The sequence below is a fragment of the Curtobacterium sp. PhB172 genome, from assembly GCF_003752545.1.
GTDB lineage: Bacteria > Actinomycetota > Actinomycetes > Actinomycetales > Microbacteriaceae > Curtobacterium.
Window position 1 is genome coordinate 1 of record NZ_RKIF01000005.1, and the last position, 16,029, is coordinate 16,029.

16 protein-coding genes and 1 tRNA gene are annotated in these 16,029 nt (G+C 68.3%); 6 read left to right on the top strand and 11 right to left on the bottom strand.

Annotation, left to right across the window (positions count from 1 at the left end; genetic code table 11):
• Positions 1-138: 138 nt before the first annotated feature.
• Both EDF42_RS00925 and EDF42_RS00930 read right to left on the bottom strand, forming a co-directional pair.
• Positions 139-1,623 (bottom strand): phospholipid carrier-dependent glycosyltransferase, encoded by a 1,485-nt coding sequence (locus EDF42_RS00925; protein ID WP_123671223.1) that lies wholly within the window; start codon positions 1,621-1,623, stop codon positions 139-141.
• A gap of 250 nt (positions 1,624-1,873) precedes the next feature.
• Positions 1,874-1,963, bottom strand: a tRNA-Ser gene (locus EDF42_RS00930).
• A 143-nt stretch (positions 1,964-2,106) separates the two neighbouring features.
• Here EDF42_RS00930 and EDF42_RS00935 point away from each other — a divergent pair.
• A complete protein-coding gene (locus tag EDF42_RS00935; protein WP_185040703.1) occupies positions 2,107-3,072 on the top strand; it encodes an SGNH/GDSL hydrolase family protein in 966 nt (321 codons plus the stop codon).
• A 10-nt stretch (positions 3,073-3,082) separates the two neighbouring features.
• Positions 3,083-4,444, top strand: coding sequence for a DNA repair protein RadA (gene radA, locus EDF42_RS00940; protein ID WP_185021261.1), 1,362 nt, complete (start codon positions 3,083-3,085; stop codon positions 4,442-4,444).
• 4 nt (positions 4,445-4,448) lie between these two features.
• Here the strand turns inward: radA and EDF42_RS00945 are convergent, their stop codons facing one another.
• Positions 4,449-4,832: an SseB family protein gene (locus tag EDF42_RS00945; RefSeq protein ID WP_123671225.1), complete on the bottom strand. Its 384-nt coding sequence runs from the start codon at positions 4,830-4,832 to the stop codon at positions 4,449-4,451.
• Positions 4,833-5,113: 281 nt separating this feature from the next.
• Here EDF42_RS00945 and EDF42_RS00950 point away from each other — a divergent pair, with 281 nt between their 5' ends.
• Together EDF42_RS00950 and EDF42_RS00955 are read left to right on the top strand one after the other, a co-directional pair.
• Entirely contained in the window at positions 5,114-5,323 is a 210-nt protein-coding gene (locus tag EDF42_RS00950; RefSeq protein ID WP_017887662.1) for a cold-shock protein, read from the top strand.
• Between the two features lie 74 nt (positions 5,324-5,397).
• On the top strand, positions 5,398-6,126 hold the full coding sequence (locus EDF42_RS00955) for a DUF3800 domain-containing protein (protein WP_123671226.1): 729 nt from the start codon (positions 5,398-5,400) through the stop codon (positions 6,124-6,126).
• A gap of 93 nt (positions 6,127-6,219) precedes the next feature.
• Here EDF42_RS00955 and EDF42_RS18595 read toward each other — a convergent pair whose 3' ends face one another.
• Together EDF42_RS18595 and EDF42_RS00970 are read right to left on the bottom strand one after the other, a co-directional pair.
• Positions 6,220-6,888 (bottom strand): hypothetical protein, encoded by a 669-nt coding sequence (locus EDF42_RS18595; protein ID WP_148067582.1) that lies wholly within the window; start codon positions 6,886-6,888, stop codon positions 6,220-6,222.
• A 61-nt stretch (positions 6,889-6,949) separates the two neighbouring features.
• Positions 6,950-7,492 carry an amino-acid N-acetyltransferase gene (locus EDF42_RS00970; protein ID WP_173170102.1) on the bottom strand — a complete coding sequence of 181 codons (543 nt, stop codon included), beginning with the start codon at positions 7,490-7,492 and terminating at the stop codon, positions 6,950-6,952.
• 98 nt (positions 7,493-7,590) lie between these two features.
• Here EDF42_RS00970 and EDF42_RS00975 point away from each other — a divergent pair, with 98 nt between their 5' ends.
• The gene (locus EDF42_RS00975) at positions 7,591-8,043 is read left to right on the top strand and encodes an SRPBCC family protein (RefSeq protein ID WP_123339192.1); all 453 of its coding nucleotides are present in this window, start codon (positions 7,591-7,593) and stop codon (positions 8,041-8,043) included.
• Positions 8,044-8,128: 85 nt separating this feature from the next.
• On the opposite strand, the gene EDF42_RS00980 is transcribed toward EDF42_RS00975, so the two are convergent.
• Positions 8,129-10,648 (bottom strand): ATP-dependent Clp protease ATP-binding subunit, encoded by a 2,520-nt coding sequence (locus tag EDF42_RS00980; protein WP_123294552.1) that lies wholly within the window; start codon positions 10,646-10,648, stop codon positions 8,129-8,131.
• A gap of 222 nt (positions 10,649-10,870) precedes the next feature.
• On the bottom strand, positions 10,871-11,347 hold the full coding sequence (locus tag EDF42_RS00985) for a Clp protease N-terminal domain-containing protein (protein ID WP_185040705.1): 477 nt from the start codon (positions 11,345-11,347) through the stop codon (positions 10,871-10,873).
• 70 nt (positions 11,348-11,417) lie between these two features.
• On the opposite strand from EDF42_RS00985, the gene EDF42_RS00990 reads away from it, so the two are divergent.
• The gene (locus EDF42_RS00990) at positions 11,418-12,350 is read left to right on the top strand and encodes an NAD(+)/NADH kinase (RefSeq protein ID WP_111086944.1); all 933 of its coding nucleotides are present in this window, start codon (positions 11,418-11,420) and stop codon (positions 12,348-12,350) included.
• Between the two features lie 149 nt (positions 12,351-12,499).
• Here the strand turns inward: EDF42_RS00990 and EDF42_RS00995 are convergent, their stop codons facing one another.
• The 4 genes from EDF42_RS00995 to lysS form a co-directional block, all read right to left on the bottom strand.
• Complete coding sequence (locus EDF42_RS00995; protein ID WP_123671230.1) at positions 12,500-13,558, bottom strand: sigma-70 family RNA polymerase sigma factor; 1,059 nt, start codon at positions 13,556-13,558, stop codon at positions 12,500-12,502.
• Between the two features lie 365 nt (positions 13,559-13,923).
• Entirely contained in the window at positions 13,924-14,055 is a 132-nt protein-coding gene (locus tag EDF42_RS19160) for a hypothetical protein (RefSeq protein WP_258373406.1), read from the bottom strand.
• Positions 14,056-14,220: 165 nt separating this feature from the next.
• Positions 14,221-14,424, bottom strand: a complete 204-nt coding sequence (locus EDF42_RS01000) for a hypothetical protein (protein WP_111086942.1) — start codon at positions 14,422-14,424, stop codon at positions 14,221-14,223.
• A 29-nt stretch (positions 14,425-14,453) separates the two neighbouring features.
• On the bottom strand, positions 14,454-15,980 hold the full coding sequence (gene lysS / locus EDF42_RS01005; RefSeq protein ID WP_123671231.1) for a lysine--tRNA ligase: 1,527 nt from the start codon (positions 15,978-15,980) through the stop codon (positions 14,454-14,456).
• Positions 15,981-16,029 lie beyond the last annotated feature (49 nt).

Sequence of the window (16,029 nt, forward strand, 5' to 3'; positions counted from 1 at the left end):
TTCTCGTCGGTCGCGGCGAGCGTGCGCTCGACGATGGGACGGACGTTCTCCGCCTCGTCGTAGGTCGGGATGATGACCAGGGTCTCGCTCATGGTCGTTGGTCCGCGTTCACGCCAGGAAGAGTACCGGGCACACGCCTCAGTGCGACTGAGTGGATTCGGTGCGCGCAGGTGAGGGTTCGAGCACACCACCACGTTCCTGGAGAGCGCCGCCCTTCGGGATCCACACTTGCAGCTCGTCGACGGTGAAGTACTCGAGATCGTCACGGTGGGCACGGAGGAAAGAGGAGACGCCTGGTTTCATCGGGAAGCGGCTGTCGACGCCCTGGACGACGGCGGTGATGTCGTCGGCGTCGGGCTCCCAGGTGCCCCGCGGGAAGAAGTAGGGCTTCCACGCGACGAAGTTGTACCCGCCGAACAGGATGGTGCCGCCGTCGACTCCGCGGGCGCGCAGCTCCGCGTCGAGCCTTGCGATGCCAGCCGGACGGGCGTGGGCAACCGCGGCGCCGAGCCGGACCACCGGGGCGACGGCGAGGAGGAGCACCAGGCCCACGCCCGCGACCCGCAGGGTGGCCTGGCGCCGGCCGGGACTTCGCGCCGGCCAGCCCGCGCGACCGAAGCCGACACCGGCGAGGGCGATGAGGAGCGGCATCCAAGCGTAGTAGTAGTGGGCCAGCGCAACGTCGGACGAGGTCAGGAACGCGACTTGCGCGCCGAGGCCGATGCTCAAGTACGCCACCAGGCGGTCGGGTCGGAACACGAAGGCCGCGACGAGGCCGATGATCAGGACCAGCACGATCCAGCGGCTCGTGCCCTGCGAGAAGTACACGAAGTTCGCCCACCACGGGGCGAACTGGTACTCGCGCCCGAGCAGTTCGATCGTGTGGCCGGTTGTCGAGTGCTCCGTCTGGAACTGGAGCATGTGGAGGAAGCCTCGTTCGAACCCCACCGGCGCGTACAGCAGGACGAAGGCGATGACGAACGTCCCAGCGGCGATGAGCCCGCCGGTGAGCAGGTCCGACCACCGGCGGAACAGGATCGGCAACGCGATGATCGCGATCACGAGCACCGCCGAGGTCACCTTCGAGGTCACCGACAGCGCGAGCAGCAATCCGGACGCGCTGGCCCAGAACCACCGTCGGCGATCGGAACCGTTGATCCACCGCCACGCCGCGTACATCGCTGCCACGGCGAAGAACACCATGACCGGTTCGAGCAGGGCGGTGCGGTCCATCCTCGTCGCCACGCCGGAGCCCGGGTCTGACCAGGCGATCCCGTTCGCCCGCGGGGTGAGCCACCAGAGCGCAGCGGTGATCAGTGCCGCCCAGAACCCAACGGATCGCCGGAACCACAGGAAGAAGATGAGTCCGGTGCCGAACGAGGCAGTCGCGGCGACGTACCGCGGACCGAGCGGCCCCGGTGCCCCGAGCACGACTTCGGCGAGTCCGAACAGGTACTTCGCGGTCGGCGGGTGCTCGAGGTTCCGGATGAAGACGCCGTGCAGGTACTCCCACCCCGAGACCACGTACACGTCTTCGTCGACGTCCACGCGCTGCCGACCGACGTGCCAGTAGGCGAAGACCAATGCTGCGACGACCACGATGGTGAACGCGATGACGCGCACGGTCTGAGGACGGTCAAGCGATCGGCGAGCACCATGAGAGACCGTCACGGACGACAAGTCTCACACATGCGGTCCGCCGACGCCGTCAACCGTTGGGGCATCCACACCTGCAGCCCTGAGTCTTGCCGCACGAGGGAAGAGCGTGACCACCGTCATCATCGACGAAGGCCCCCGGGATGCTCCCGGGGGCCTTCGTCGTGGGGTTCACGAATCCCGAGAATGTCTTCATCGAGATCCGTGAATCGCCCTGTGGCGGTACCGGTGGGATTTGAACCCACGGTGGAGTTGCCCCCACACATGTTTTCGAGACATGATCCTTCGGCCGCTCGGACACGGTACCGGGAAAGAGTTTACACGATCCGGGAGGCCCGTCACGCCACCCGACGTCGGCTCGCCCTCCACAGGCGGTCACCTCCACGGCTCTTCCCACACCCACAGGCCGCCCACGTCGTCGACTCGGCCTGCGGGCGTACCGTCCACGACATGAAGACCCGCACGCTCATCGCACTCCTGACGTCCGTCCTCGGTGGGGCTGGTGTCCTCGGGGCAGCCGCCGTCGGGGCCCGGGCCGGCGTCAAGGGCCAGCGGGCGGCCGCGCAACGGGTGGTCGACATGCTGCCGATCCACGCCGACTGGTGGCACGAGCGACAGCAGCACGAGGGGCAGCTCCTGTACGTGGCGATCGGCGACTCGGCGGCCCAGGGCGTCGGCGCGACGGTGCCGTCGCGCGGGTACGTGGGTCTGTTGGCGCGCCGGATCCGGCATCGTTCCCACGAGTCGGTGCGGGTCGTGAACCTGAGCGTCTCGGGCTCGACGACCTGGGGTGCCAAGCGCGACCAGTTGCCGAAGCTCCGGCAGTACACGCCGGACATCTGCACGGTGTCGATCGGGGCGAACGACATCGCGGACTTCGACCCGGACAAGTTCGAGCGGAACATCCGGGCGATCTACGGCGCGGTGCCGTCGCACGCCGTGGTCGCCGAGCTGCCGTGCATGTTCGTGCCGGACCGTGAGCGCAAGGTGGCGGTGGCGAACGAGATCGTGCACCGGGTGGCCGCGGAGTTCGGGCTGACGGTGGCGCCGCTGCACACCATCACGAAGCGGGTCGGGGTCCGCCGCACGTTCTTCAACAGCTACGGCGACCTGTTCCACCCGAACGATCGGGGGTACGAGGTCTGGGCGAGCGCGTTCGAGCCTGCGGTGGACGCCCGGGTCGACACAGTGGCGGCGATCCGGCACTACCTGTCCGCGCGTGAGGCGGAGAACCTCGGGCGAGAGGCCGGCGCCGTCGCGAACGCCCGGGCTGAGCAGGACACCGACGGCGCCGAGGCACTCGACCACGCCAACCGACCGAGTCCCGTCGAACGGATCCGCAACCGGATGACGGGGTCGATCGCCCTGCCCGACGAGCCGGTGCACCGCTCCGGCGATGTCGGCGGCACGGCCTAGCCTCGACGACATGGCGCGCCCGCAGTCCCTCTACCGATGCACCGAGTGCGGCTGGACCAGTGTCAAGTGGGTCGGCCGGTGCGGCGAGTGCCAGACCTGGGGCACGGTCGAGGACTCCTCGGCGGTCTCGGCGAGTACTCGTGGCACCGCGGCCGTGGCCGTCACCGGTGCCCGAGCGGCGCGGCCCATCACCGAAGCCCGCGGCACGACGGTGCAGCGGTGGCAGACCGGCATCGGCGAGTTCGACCGCGTGCTCGGCGGCGGGGTGGTGCCCGGTGCCGCGGTCCTGCTGTCCGGCGAACCCGGCGTCGGCAAGTCCACGCTCCTGCTCGAGGTCGCTTCACGGGCGGCAGCTTCCGGCAAGCGTGTTCTCTACGTCAGTGCGGAAGAGTCCGTCGACCAGGTCCGGCTGCGTGCCGAGCGCACCGGCGCGATGCACGACGACCTCTACCTGGCGAGCGAGGTCGACCTCGGCGTCATCATCGGCCAGATCGACCAGGTCAAGCCGGACTTGCTCATCGCCGACTCCGTGCAGACCATCTCGTCGAGCTCGATCGACGGCATCGCAGGTGGGACGTCGCAGGTGCGCGAGGTCGCCTCGACCCTGATCCGGATCGCGAAGGACCGCGCCCTCCCAGTCCTGATCGTCGGCCACGTCACCAAGGACGGCACGATCGCCGGGCCGCGTCTCCTCGAGCACCTGGTCGACGTCGTCTGCCACTTCGAGGGCGACCGGCAGACCGCGCTCCGCTTCGTCCGGGCGTTGAAGAACCGGTTCGGTCCCACGGACGAGGTCGGGTGCTTCGACATGGGCGGGGACGGCATCCACGAGGTCCCGGACCCGAGCGGCCTCTTCATGTCGAAGAACGCGACTCCGGTCTCCGGCACGTGCGTGACCGTCGCGCTCGAGGGGCGCCGGGCGCTCCCGGTCGAGGTCCAGGCGCTCATCGTCCCGAGCTCGGCACCGCAGCCCCGCCGGGTCGTGAACGGCGTCGATGCGTCACGCGTGGCGATGCTGCTCGCGGTGCTCGAACGCCGAGCCGGTCTCAAGCTCTCCGATGCCGACGTCTACGTCTCCACGGTGGGCGGCATGAAGCTGACCGAGCCTGGCGCCGATCTGGCGATCGCCCTGGCCCTGGCGAGCGCGGCACGGGACCGTCCGTACCCGCACACGCTCGCGGCCGTGGGCGAGATCAGTCTGGCGGGCGAGATCCGTCCGGCCACGGGGACCAAGCAGCGGGTGAACGAGGCGAGCCGACTCGGCTTCACGACCGTCCTCGGCGCCGACTCCGGGCATCTGCGCGAAGCACTCCGAGTGGCGTTCTCGATGACGCAGTCCGCCCGCGAGCGCGAACTCGACCGCGCGTTCTGATCGACTAAGCGCGCAATGCGGCCAGCAGGTCCTCCGGCGTCGCCTGCATGGTGTTCGGCCCGGCGATGTCGAAGAACACGCCCTCGAGCATGTCGAGGTGGGCGGCCAGGAACTCTTCGAGTCGCGGTCCGTCGTAGACCATGACCTGCCGGATCTTCTCGTCCGGCACCATCGCCGTGTAGGCGTCCGCCGACGAGAACAGCAGCAGGATGCGCTGTTCAGAGCCTTCGCGCCCGAAGACCCGCACCTGCATGTCCTTCTTGCCGGTCACGAGCCGGGGGACGATCACGATGTCGTTGCGCAGCGCGAACGCCACCGCAGCGACGTCCTGCTTCGCGAGGGCTTCCTCGAGTTGTTCACTCCGGAAGCGCTGTTCCTTGTCTGCCATCTGAGCAATTCCACCAGATTTTCGTCGTTCAGTGACGCACGGGTAGCCAGTCGGCCCAGAGCACGCTAGCCTGATGGAACCGCTTCGGCGGCGCTCAACGTTCGAGCGAGGTGGTTTGCCCCTCAACTCGGACTACCAGGGTCACTGGCCATCAGGCCTGACCCCGAACCCGTCCCGCCGGCACCTGCCCGCGTGGCGCATCACCCCCGTCGACGTACGTCGGGGCTCCGCAGGTGCGATCGCACCATGGCGGAACGCAAGAAAGCTAAGGAAACGCCATCATGGCATCTACCGGTACCGTCAAGTGGTTCAACAACGAAAAGGGCTTCGGCTTCATCGCCCCGGACGACGGAAGCGCTGACGTCTTCGCGCACTTCTCCGCGATCGCCGGCAACGGCTACAAGTCGCTGGAGGAGAACCAGAAGGTGGAGTTCGACATCACCGAGGGCCGCAAGGGCCCGCAGGCGGAGAACATCACCGTCCTCGGCTGATCACATCAGCTTCGAACGGCCCCGTCGTCCACTGGACGGCGGGGCCGTTTGCTGTCCACTGATATGTTGGACCGGTGCGCAGTGGATACATCGTCTACGTCGACGAAAGCGGAGATCACAGTCTCACGCGCATCAATCCGGACTACCCGATGTTCGTGCTCGCGTTCTGCATCTTCCCCGTCGACGTCTACGTCGACCGGATCGTTCCGCTCGTCCAACGCCTCAAGTTCGACTTCTTCAACCACGACATGGTCGTCCTCCACGAGCGGGAGATGCGTCAGTCAGCTCCGCCGTTCGACATCCTCCTGAACGCCTCCGTCCGCAGCGACTTCATGGCAAGAGTCGACGCCGTGTTCGATGAGCGCTTCGGGGTGGTTGCATCCGCCATCCGGAAGCACGAGTTCGTCCGCCGGGTCGGGGAGGACACGAGTCCGTACCACGTCGCGCTCGAGTTCGGGCTCGAACGGGTCTTCTTGCAGCTCCAGGATCGAGGAGCGTCCCGGTGCGAGACGTTCGTGGTCTTCAAGAGTCGGGGCCGCTCCGAGGACCGGGAGCTGGAGGCCGAGTTCGACCGAATCATGAGCACCACGAAGATGCGCGGGATGGCCGAGACCTTCCGTTTCAAGATCGCGAGCAAGCAGACGAACAGTGCCGGGCTCCAGATCGCCGATCTCGACGCTCGTCCGATCGGCACACATCTCCTCAAGCCCGAGCAGCCCAACCGCGCGTGGGACCGGATCCTCGAGCGCATGCCGAAGTCGCCGTCTGGTTCGGTGAAGTGGGGCCTGAAGGTGTACCCGTGAAAGCGAGAACCCCCGGGGGTTCCGGGGGTTCGACGCCGATCGGGCATTCCCAATCCACTTGGATCGAGGCTACCAGCCCGCGCGACGCCCGGGCTACTGCAGGATGAACTGCACCGAGGCCTTCGACTCGAGGTTCCCCACCTCGACCTGCAGGTGGTAGCTCGCCCCGTCGGCCGACACCGCCGGGCGGGACGCATCGCACGTCGTGGTGGACGACCGGGTGCGGTCCCAGGCGATCGCGGGCGTGGTCAGGGTCTGCCCGGACTTGATCGTGACGTCCTGGTTCGTGCCGCCGGTCTGGCAGTCCTTCGACGACCAGTACTGTTCCTCGCCCGAGCTGATCGTCAGCACCTGCTGCGCTGACCCGAGGTCGAGGTGGCACGAGTTCGTGCCGGTGTTCTTGATCGACATGGCGATCTTCGGGTCCTCGGTGGGGCCGTACGCCTCCTTGTCGAGCACGGGCGTCAGGACGACCTGGTCCTTGCTGCACGTCGACCCGTCGGCAGCGCCCGACGCAGACGCCGACGCAGATGCCGACGCCGAACGGGACGGGGCAGCGGACGACGCACCACCGGCCGAAGCCGAAGCCGAAGCGGACGGCGAGGACGTGGGCGCTGCCGTCGGGGTCGACGCGCTCCCCCGTCCGACGACGATGAGCACGATCACCACGACGATGATCACGAGTGCGCCGAGCACGGCTGCACGACGGCGCCAGTACACGACCGGCTTCTCGGGCCCGACGGGGTGACGCAACGACGACATGCGCACAGGGTAGACAACCGCGGATGCCCGGTGCGGGACCCCCGCCGGCCGCGCGAAAGCGTCAGAGGATCTTCAGCATGCGGGTGTTGCCGAGGGTGTTCGGCTTGACCCGGGCGAGGTCGAGGAACTCCGCGACCCCTTCGTCCGACGACCGCACCAGCTCGGCGTAGACCGCCGGTTCGACGACCTGCTCGCCGATCTCCAGGTACCCGTGCTTCGCGAAGAAGTCGACCTCGAACGTCAGGCAGAAGATCCGCGCGACGCCGAGTTCGCGGCCGTCGTGTTCGAGCGCCTCGAGCATCCGGTGTCCGACGCGCTTGTGGATCCAGTCGGCGTCGAGGGCGAGCGTGCGCACCTCGGCGATGTCGTCCCAGAAGACGGCGAGGGCACCGCAGCCGATCGGGACGCCGTCGGGACCCTCGGCGATCCGGAACTGCTGGATCGAGCCGTACAGCGCGACGTTCTCCTTGCCGAGCAGGATGCGCCGGTCGACGTAGGGGGCGATGAGCCGCTGGATGTGCGGGACGTCCGAGGCAAGTGCCGGACGCACCAGGATCCCGTGCTCGTCACGTTCGTGGAACGCGTGCTTCCCGTGCTCTGTCATCCCGACAACCATAGCCGGGCGCGGACGAGCGGCACCCGACCGCTCCGGGGGACACCCCGCTGTGCTGCGCCCAGGCGTGGCCGCCTACCGTCCACACCATGCCTCAGATCATCGAAACCGTCGACGTCAACGTCCCCGTCTCAGCAGCGTACGGTCAGTGGACCCGCTTCGAGGAGTTCCCGCACTTCCTCGACGAGGTCGAGAAGATCGTCCAGGTCGACGACAAGACCACCGACTGGACCGTGAAGGTCGCCGGCCAGGAGCGCGAGTTCCGCGCCGTCATCACCGAGCAGCACCCCGACGAGCGGGTCGCCTGGGCCGTGAAGGACGGCGAGACCGACCACGCCGGCGTCGTCACCTTCCACAAGCTGTCCGACAACGAGACGCGCGTGACCGCGCAGATCGACTGGGAGCCCTCCGGCTTCCTCGAGAAGCTCGGCGCTGCGGTCGGCGTCGGTGGCCACGCCATCAAGAAGGACCTGCAGAACTACAAGGAGCGCGTCGAGTCGGCTCCGACCGACACGGGCTGGCGCGGCGACGTGCAGGCGTGATCACGGCCTGACACGTCCGCACACGGACAGACGGGAGGCCCGGTGCCAGCTGGCACCGGGCCTCCCGTCTGTCTGGTGTCGGGTCCTAGGACTCGATCTCACCCTGGGGCGCGTCGGTCGCGGTCTCGACCGCGGCTGCGCCAGCGAGGACCTCTTCGCGGCCCGGCTGACGCCCGGTCTCGAAGTGGAACGCACCGTCGACGAAGTCGACCTTCACGTGGTCACCGGCGGTGAGCTCACCCTGCAGGATGTGCTCGGACAGCTGGTCCTCGACCTCGTGCTGCATCGCGCGACGCAGCGGGCGTGCACCGAGGGACGGGTCGAACCCGACCTTGATGAGCTGCTCCTTGGCGGGGAGGGTGAGCTCCACCGTCATGTCACGGTCGAGCAGACGGTCGGCCAGGCGCTTCACGAACAGGTCCACGATCTGCAGCAGCTCGGGCTGCGACAGCTGCGGGAACACGATCGTGTCGTCGACGCGGTTCAGGAACTCCGGCTTGAAGTGCTTCTTGAGCTCCTCGTTGACCTTGCCGCGCATGCGGTCGTAGCCGACGGCCGAGTCACCCTCGACCTGGAAGCCCACCGGGCCACCGGCGATGCCCTGCGAACCGAGGTTCGTGGTCATGATGATGACGGTGTTCTTGAAGTCGACCACGCGGCCCTGACCGTCGGTGAGACGGCCTTCCTCGAGCACCTGCAGCAGCGAGTTGAAGATGTCCGGGTGGGCCTTCTCGATCTCGTCGAACAAGACCACGGAGAACGGCTTGCGGCGCACCTTCTCGGTGAGCTGGCCGCCCTCTTCGAAGCCGACGAACCCGGGAGGGGCACCGAACAGACGCGAAACGGTGTGCTTCTCACCGAACTCCGACATGTCGAGGGAGATCAGTGCGCCCTCGTCGTCGAACAGGAACTCGGCGAGCGCCTTGGCGAGCTCGGTCTTGCCGACGCCCGTGGGCCCGGCGAAGATGAACGAGCCCGAGGGGCGGTTCGGGTCCTTCAGACCGGCACGGGTCCGGCGGATGGTCTTGGACAGGGCCGAGATGGCCTCTTCCTGACCGATGACCCGCTGGTGCAGTGCCTTCTCCATGAAGACGAGACGCGAGGTCTCCTCTTCGGTGAGCTTGAACACCGGGATGCCCGTGGCCTGCGCCAGGACCTCGGCGATGATGCCCTCGTCGACGGTGCCGGACGCGGCGACGTCACCGGCACGCCACTGCTTCTCGAGGCGGAGACGCTCACCCAGGAGCTTCTTCTCCTCGTCACGCAGGCTGGCGGCCTTCTCGAAGTCCTGCTCCTCGATGGCGGCTTCCTTCGATCCGCGGACCGTCGAGATCTTCTCGTCGAACTCGCGGAGCTCCGGGGGCGCCGACAGGATCGAGAGGCGCAGGCGTGCGCCGGCCTCGTCGATCAGGTCGATGGCCTTGTCCGGCAGGAAGCGGTCCTGCACGTAGCGGTCCGCCAGGTTGGCGGCCGAGACGATCGCACCGTCGGTGATGGACACCTTGTGGAACGCCTCGTACTTGTCGCGCAGGCCCTTGAGGATGTTGATCGTGTGCGGCAGCGACGGCTCGTTGACCTGCACCGACTGGAAGCGACGCTCGAGTGCTGCGTCCTTCTCGAAGTGCTTGCGGTACTCGTCGAGCGTGGTGGCACCGATGGTCTGGAGCTCACCGCGGGCGAGGAGGGGCTTGAGGATCGACGCGGCGTCGATCGCACCTTCGGCAGCACCGGCACCGACGAGCGTGTGGATCTCGTCGATGAAGACGATGATGTCGCCGCGGGTGCGGATCTCCTTCGTGACCTTCTTCAGGCGCTCCTCGAAGTCACCGCGGTAGCGCGACCCGGCGATGAGCGAGCCGAGGTCGAGCGAGTAGAGCTGCTTGTCCTTCAGCGTCTCGGGCACGTCGCCCTTGACGATCGCCTGGGCGAGGCCCTCGACGACGGCGGTCTTGCCGACGCCGGGCTCACCGATCAGGACGGGGTTGTTCTTCGAACGGCGGGAGAGGATCTGCATGACCCGCTCCATCTCCTTCTCGCGCCCGATGACGGGGTCGAGCTTGCCGTCGCGCGCGGCCTGGGTGAGGTTCCGACCGAACTGGTCGAGGACCTGCGAACCCTGCTGCGCGTTCTGCTGCTGCTCGCCGCCGACGGCGACCGCTTCCTTGCCCTGGTAGCCGGACAGGAGCTGGATGACCTGCTGGCGGACCCGGTTGAGGTCGGCGCCGAGCTTCACGAGAACCTGGGCTGCGACGCCCTCGCCCTCGCGGATCAGGCCGAGCAGGATGTGCTCGGTACCGATGTAGTTGTGGCCGAGCTGCAGCGCTTCGCGCAGGGACAGCTCGAGCACCTTCTTGGCACGCGGCGTGAACGGGATGTGCCCGGTCGGCTGCTGCTGACCCTGGCCGATGATGTCCTGGACCTGCTCGCGGACGGCGTCGAGCGAGATGCCGAGCGACTCCAGCGCCTTGGCAGCAACGCCCTCGCCCTCGTGGATCAGGCCGAGGAGGATGTGCTCGGTGCCGATGTAGTTGTGGTTGAGCATCTTCGCTTCTTCTTGAGCGAGGACGACAACACGACGGGCTCGGTCGGTGAATCTCTCGAACATGTGCTCTCCCTTGGCCCTTTCTGACGGAGCCGACAGCTGGTCCGGTCTCGTCTGAGTCCGGTCACGTACTCCGAGAGTAACCAGCGCTCCCCGTGCGGGCTGCCCCTGTTCGCCGTGGGCGTGACCTCACTGCGCGATGTGCGCAGTGAGCGAACGGAACAGACGACGGGAGGCCCGTGGCGGCGTCCGCCACGGGCCTCCCGATCGCTCCTGGGTCGCGTGTCAGGCGCGGCGCGCTGCCCGGCGCAGGGCACGCCGGAAGCGGCGCGGCTCAACGCCCAGGGCGTCGAGGACGTCGTGCGCCGACCCCATGAAGGGGTCGTCGACGCCGGCGAGGACGGCCAGCACGACGTGGACCGGGCGGACACGTTCGGCCGGACCAGCGAGGACGGCTGCTCGTGCGAGGACCCGGGCGGCCGCCGGTGTGCAGGCGACCCGATCGTGCTCGTCGGGGCACGCCGCCCGCGCACCGACGAAGACGCTGATCTCGGAGCGGACGGCTTCGGGGCTGACCCCGTGCGCCTCGAGGACCGGGCGGAACCGGGGCATCCCGTTGCAGAGGGTGACGGCGGCGAGCAGGAGGTGCTCCGCGTCGACGAAGCCGAAGCCGGTCTCGTGGGACTCGAGGTCGGCGAGCAGCACGATCTCGCGACCCTGCCGGACGGTGGGGAGGGCGACGGACAGCTGAGCGATCTGCATGTATTCAGAATATCGCATGCGATGGCAATTGAACAGCCCTCGGTTCAGCGCGGCTCGGTACCATCCGGTCATGGATCAGCCCGTCGTCGGCCTCGTCGTCCACCCGACCAAGAACGTGCAGGAGTCCGTCACGACCTTGCAGCGATGGAACGCGTCCGGCCGGGGCGAGCTCGTCGCCCGCCGAGCCGATGCACAGCGGATCGGCGGGGGCATCACCGCGGTGGAGGACGACGACTTCACCGCACGCGTCGACCTCGTCGTGGCCCTCGGCGGCGACGGCACCATGCTCGGCGCCATGCGACTCGTGGCGAAGCGCCCGGTCCCGGTGCTCGGCGTGAACTACGGCAACGTCGGGTTCCTGGTGGAGATCGAGCCGCCCGAGCTCGAGGCAGCGCTCGACCGACTGTCGGCCGGCGAGTACCAGCTCGAGCCGCACCACGCGCTCGAGGCCCGGCTGTCCTGGAGCGGCGCACGCACGGACTACCTGGCGTTCAACGACCTGACGATCGTGCGGCGCCCCGGTTCCGGTCAGGTGTCGGCGGACCTCAGTGTCGGCGGGCTCGGCTACGGCTACTACCGCGCCGACGCCATCGTCGCCGCGACCCCGGCCGGCTCCACCGCGTACAACTACGCCGCGGGTGGCCCGGTGCTCTCCCCCGCACTCTCCGGGTCCGTCGTCACCCCGGTCGCCCCGATGGCGGGCATCGACCGCGCCGTGGTGCTCGCCGCGCGCGAGCGCTACCGGTTCGACATCGCCGAGGGCACCAGGAGCGCCGCACTCGAGGTCGACGGGCTCGTCGTCGGCGAGGTCGCCACCGGCGCGCAGATCGACGTCCGACTCCGCAAGGACGCCGGCAGCGTCGTCCGACTCGACGCCGAGCGGCACGGACGCACCGGTCGGGTGAAGCTGAGCCTGCTCGACCTGCCGGTCCGGCCCGACCAGCTCATCGAGCTGATCCCGAGCGACCTGCGGCAGAAGCTCGGGCGCGAACTCGACCAGTAGCGGTCCGGCCGGCGTCCGGCGCCCACGAACGTGAATGGCCCGCTCGAGCAGTGCTCGAGCGGGCCTTCCCATCACCCCACCGGATCGTCTTCCCACAGACCGACCCGGGTTCCCCTGCCGACGCGAGCGCCGGCCGAAGCCTGCTGACCTCAGTCGGTCAGGTACAGCTGCATGTCCTGCGAGACCGCCTTGGCGAACAGGCGCAGCTTGGCGCGCGACTCCACCCGGCTGACGGCCTGGCGGGTCGTGTGCACGATCTTCGAGATCTCGTCGAGCGTCATCGGCTTGTCGTCGTCGAGGCCGTAGCGCATGCGGATCACGTTGGCTTCCTCGCTCGGCAGCTCGGCGACGATCGAACGGATGTCGCGGTGCAGGAGCGTGGTCTCGGTGAGCTCGTTCGGGGACGCAGCGTCCTCGTCCTCGATGAAGTCACCGAGCTCGCTGTCGTCCGAGTCGCCGACCACGGTGTGGATCGAGACCGGCTCGTGCGAGCGACCCTTGAGGTCGACGAGCTCTTCCACCGTCATGCTCAGCTCGGCGGCGACCTCGTCGGGCATCGGCGCGCGGCCGAGGTCGACGGTCAGGTCGCGCTCGGTGCGGGAGATCTTGTTGATCAGCTCGACGGTGTGGACCGGGATGCGGATCGTGCGGGCCTTGTCGGCGAGACCACGCGAGATCGCCTGGCGGATCCACCAGGTGGCGTAGGTCGAGAACTTGTAGCCCTGCGTGAAGTCGAACTTCTCGACCGCACGGACCAGGCCGAGGTTGCCCTCCTGGATGACGTCCATGAACGGCAGGCCACGCTGCGAGTAGCGCTTCGCGATGCTGACGACCAGGCGGAGGTTCGAGGTGATCATGCGCTCCTTGGCGCGCTCACCGTCGCGGACGAGCCAGCGGAGTTCACGCTGCAGGGTCTTCGCGAGGCCCTTCTCGGTCGCGAGCTTCTCTTCCGCGAACAGGCCGACCTCGATGCGACGGGCGATCTGCGCTTCTTCCTCGGCGGTGAGGAGCGAGAGGCGACCGATGTGGCGCAGGTAGTCGCCGACCTGGTCGACGGAGGCACCGCGGACGCCGGCGAGCTGCTCGTCGGCCTCGACCTCGGTGTCGAGGGAGGTCGTCGTGGACTCGGCGGCCTGGGTCTTCGATGCCGCTGCCTTCTTCGTGGTGGCGCGGCGGGTGGTGCTCGGTGCAGCCGGTGCGATCGTCATGGTGTTGCTCCCTGCGTTCGGCGGTGATGGCTTCGTGCGGTGGTGCTGGGGGTGTTGCTGGGGGTGTTGATGAGTAAAGCGGTCCGGAGGTGTACCCCACAAACCGATCGGAATGATTCTCAGGCTTCTCCGTGCTTCGTCATCGAAACCGTCCCCCGTGGGGTACAGCGATGCTGCCAGTGTGGTGCCCCGAACTGCCGCGGATCAAGGGTGTGACGTGATGTTTCCGGCGTTGCAGGAGTGTTTCTCACGCGTTTCCGAACCTGTACCCCGTGCCGCCGCGCCTTCCGGACATGCAAAAGGGGTACGTCCGGCCGGATCGATGCGATCCGGCGGTCGTACCCCGAAAACCGAGTGGGTGGGGGTCACCAGGAGGGTTCGAGCCACCCGTCCCGGCGCTTGGACGCCTCGAGGTCGGCGTCTCGGTCGAACTCGTCGTACTCGCTCTCGATGTCACCGACGAGGCTGCGGCCCGTGAAGGGATGTGTGGTTGCCATGCGGACGATGCTCACCCCGGCGCGCGACGGCGAGGTGAACGGGGCGTGACGGGTCGAGGGCGCACAGCCGTCGAGCGGGCACAGCCGTCGAGGGGGCGCGAACGATGAAGGCCGCCGTCCGCGGTGCGGACGACGGCCTTCGGACGGTACGTGGGTCGGGCGGCGCTACTCGGCCGAGGCCGGCGCTGGCGCGGGGACGCCGTGCTCCCGCTCGAACCGGGCACGCTCCTCGGCCTCGACCTTGGCGTACGCGGCACGCTCGGTGCGGTCGGCCCGCATGATGGCGCGCATCACGAACCAGAAGATGAGGCCGACGACGATGGTCGGCGTCAGGGCGAAGATGATCCCGGTCACGACTCCATGCGGCACCGGAGCATCGTACCCCGGGGAGCCGGGACTTACTTGACCAGGGGGAACAGGATCGTCTCGCGGATGCCGAGGCCGGTGATCGCCATGAGCAGGCGGTCGACGCCCATGCCCATGCCACCCGACGGGGGCATCGCGTGCTCGAGGGCTCGCAGGAACTCCTCGTCGACGCGCATCGCCTCGGGGTCGCCGCCGGCTGCGAGCTTCGCCTGCTCGACGAAGCGCTCCCGCTGCACGACCGGGTCGACGAGCTCGGAGTACGCCGTCGCGAGCTCGAAGCCGCGGACGTACAGGTCCCACTTCTCGACGATGCCCGGACGGGTGCGGTGCTCGCGGGTGAGCGGCGAGGTGTCGACAGGGAAGTTCATCACGAACGTCGGGCGGTCGAGCGAGTCGATGACGAAGTGCTCCCAGAGTTCTTCGACGTACTTGCCGTGCGTGGCGTGCGCGACCTCGACGCCCTCGGCAGCGGCGAGCTCCTGCAGCTCGGACAGCGGGGTCTCCGGGGTGATGTCGCGACCGGCAGCCTCGGACAGCGAGCCGTACATGTCGATGCGCGGCCACTCGCCGCCCAGGTCGTACGTGCTGCCGTCGGGCAGGGTGACCTCGAGCGAGCCGCCGGTCACGGCCCGCGCAGCGCGCTGCACGAGCTCCTGCGTCAGGTCGGCCATCTGCTCGTAGTTGCCGTACGCCTGGTACGCCTCGACCATCGCGAACTCGGGCGAGTGCGACGAGTCGGCACCCTCGTTGCGGAAGTTCCGGTTGATCTCGAACACCCGGTCGATGCCGCCGACGACGGCGCGCTTCAGGAAGAGCTCGGGCGCGATGCGCAGGAAGAGCTCGGTGTCGAAGGCGTTCGAGTGGGTCACGAACGGACGAGCCGAGGCGCCACCGTGCTGGGTCTGCAGCATCGGCGTCTCGACCTCGAGGTACTCGTGCTCGGTGAAGGTCTGGCGGAGCGAGGACATCACGGCGGCACGCGCGCGGACGGTGGCGCGTGCTTCGTCGCGGACGATGAGGTCGAGGTAGCGCTGGCGGACCCGCGTCTCCTCGTTCAGTTCGTTGTGCAGGTTCGGCAGCGGCAGGATCGCCTTCGCCGCGATCGCCCACTCGTCGACCATGATCGACAGCTCACCGCGGCGCGAGGAGATCACACGGCCGTGCACGAACACGTGGTCGCCGAGGTCGACGAACTCCTTCCAGCGCGCGAGGGACTCGTCTCCGACCTCGGCGAGGGACACCATCGCCTGGATGCGGGACCCGTCGCCGGACTGCAACGACGCGAAGCAGAGCTTCCCGGTGTTGCGCGAGAACACGATGCGGCCGGCGACACCGACGACGTCCTGCGTCTCCTCGCCGGTCTCGAGGTGCGCGTACCGGTCGCGGACCGCCGGGATCGTCGTCGTGATCGGGAGCTCGGCGGGGTACGCCTCGATGCCGGACTCGAGCAGCTTCGCGCGCTTGTCGAGCCGGACCTGTCGCTGCTCGCTGGTCTCCTGCTCGGCCAGTGCGGCGGCGTCGGCGATCGCGGTGTCGGTGGTGGCGGTCTCGTCGGTCATGCGGGTGCGGCTCCGATGGTCGTGGGGGTCGGGGGAAATGCTACCCGCG

Coding starts and splice junctions, on each gene's coding strand:
- EDF42_RS00935 (WP_185040703.1), top strand. CDS start 2,107: ATGAAGACCCGCACGCTCATCGCACTCCTGACGTCCGTCCTCGGTGGG.
- radA (WP_185021261.1), top strand. CDS start 3,083: ATGGCGCGCCCGCAGTCCCTCTACCGATGCACCGAGTGCGGCTGGACC.
- EDF42_RS00945 (WP_123671225.1), bottom strand. CDS start 4,832: ATGGCAGACAAGGAACAGCGCTTCCGGAGTGAACAACTCGAGGAAGCC.
- EDF42_RS00950 (WP_017887662.1), top strand. CDS start 5,114: ATGGCATCTACCGGTACCGTCAAGTGGTTCAACAACGAAAAGGGCTTC.
- EDF42_RS18595 (WP_148067582.1), bottom strand. CDS start 6,888: ATGTCGTCGTTGCGTCACCCCGTCGGGCCCGAGAAGCCGGTCGTGTAC.
- EDF42_RS00970 (WP_173170102.1), bottom strand. CDS start 7,492: ATGACAGAGCACGGGAAGCACGCGTTCCACGAACGTGACGAGCACGGG.
- EDF42_RS00975 (WP_123339192.1), top strand. CDS start 7,591: ATGCCTCAGATCATCGAAACCGTCGACGTCAACGTCCCCGTCTCAGCA.
- EDF42_RS00980 (WP_123294552.1), bottom strand. CDS start 10,648: ATGTTCGAGAGATTCACCGACCGAGCCCGTCGTGTTGTCGTCCTCGCT.
- EDF42_RS00985 (WP_185040705.1), bottom strand. CDS start 11,347: ATGCAGATCGCTCAGCTGTCCGTCGCCCTCCCCACCGTCCGGCAGGGT.
- EDF42_RS00990 (WP_111086944.1), top strand. CDS start 11,418: ATGGATCAGCCCGTCGTCGGCCTCGTCGTCCACCCGACCAAGAACGTG.
- EDF42_RS00995 (WP_123671230.1), bottom strand. CDS start 13,558: ATGACGATCGCACCGGCTGCACCGAGCACCACCCGCCGCGCCACCACG.
- EDF42_RS19160 (WP_258373406.1), bottom strand. CDS start 14,055: ATGGCAACCACACATCCCTTCACGGGCCGCAGCCTCGTCGGTGACATC.
- lysS (WP_123671231.1), bottom strand. CDS start 15,980: ATGACCGACGAGACCGCCACCACCGACACCGCGATCGCCGACGCCGCC.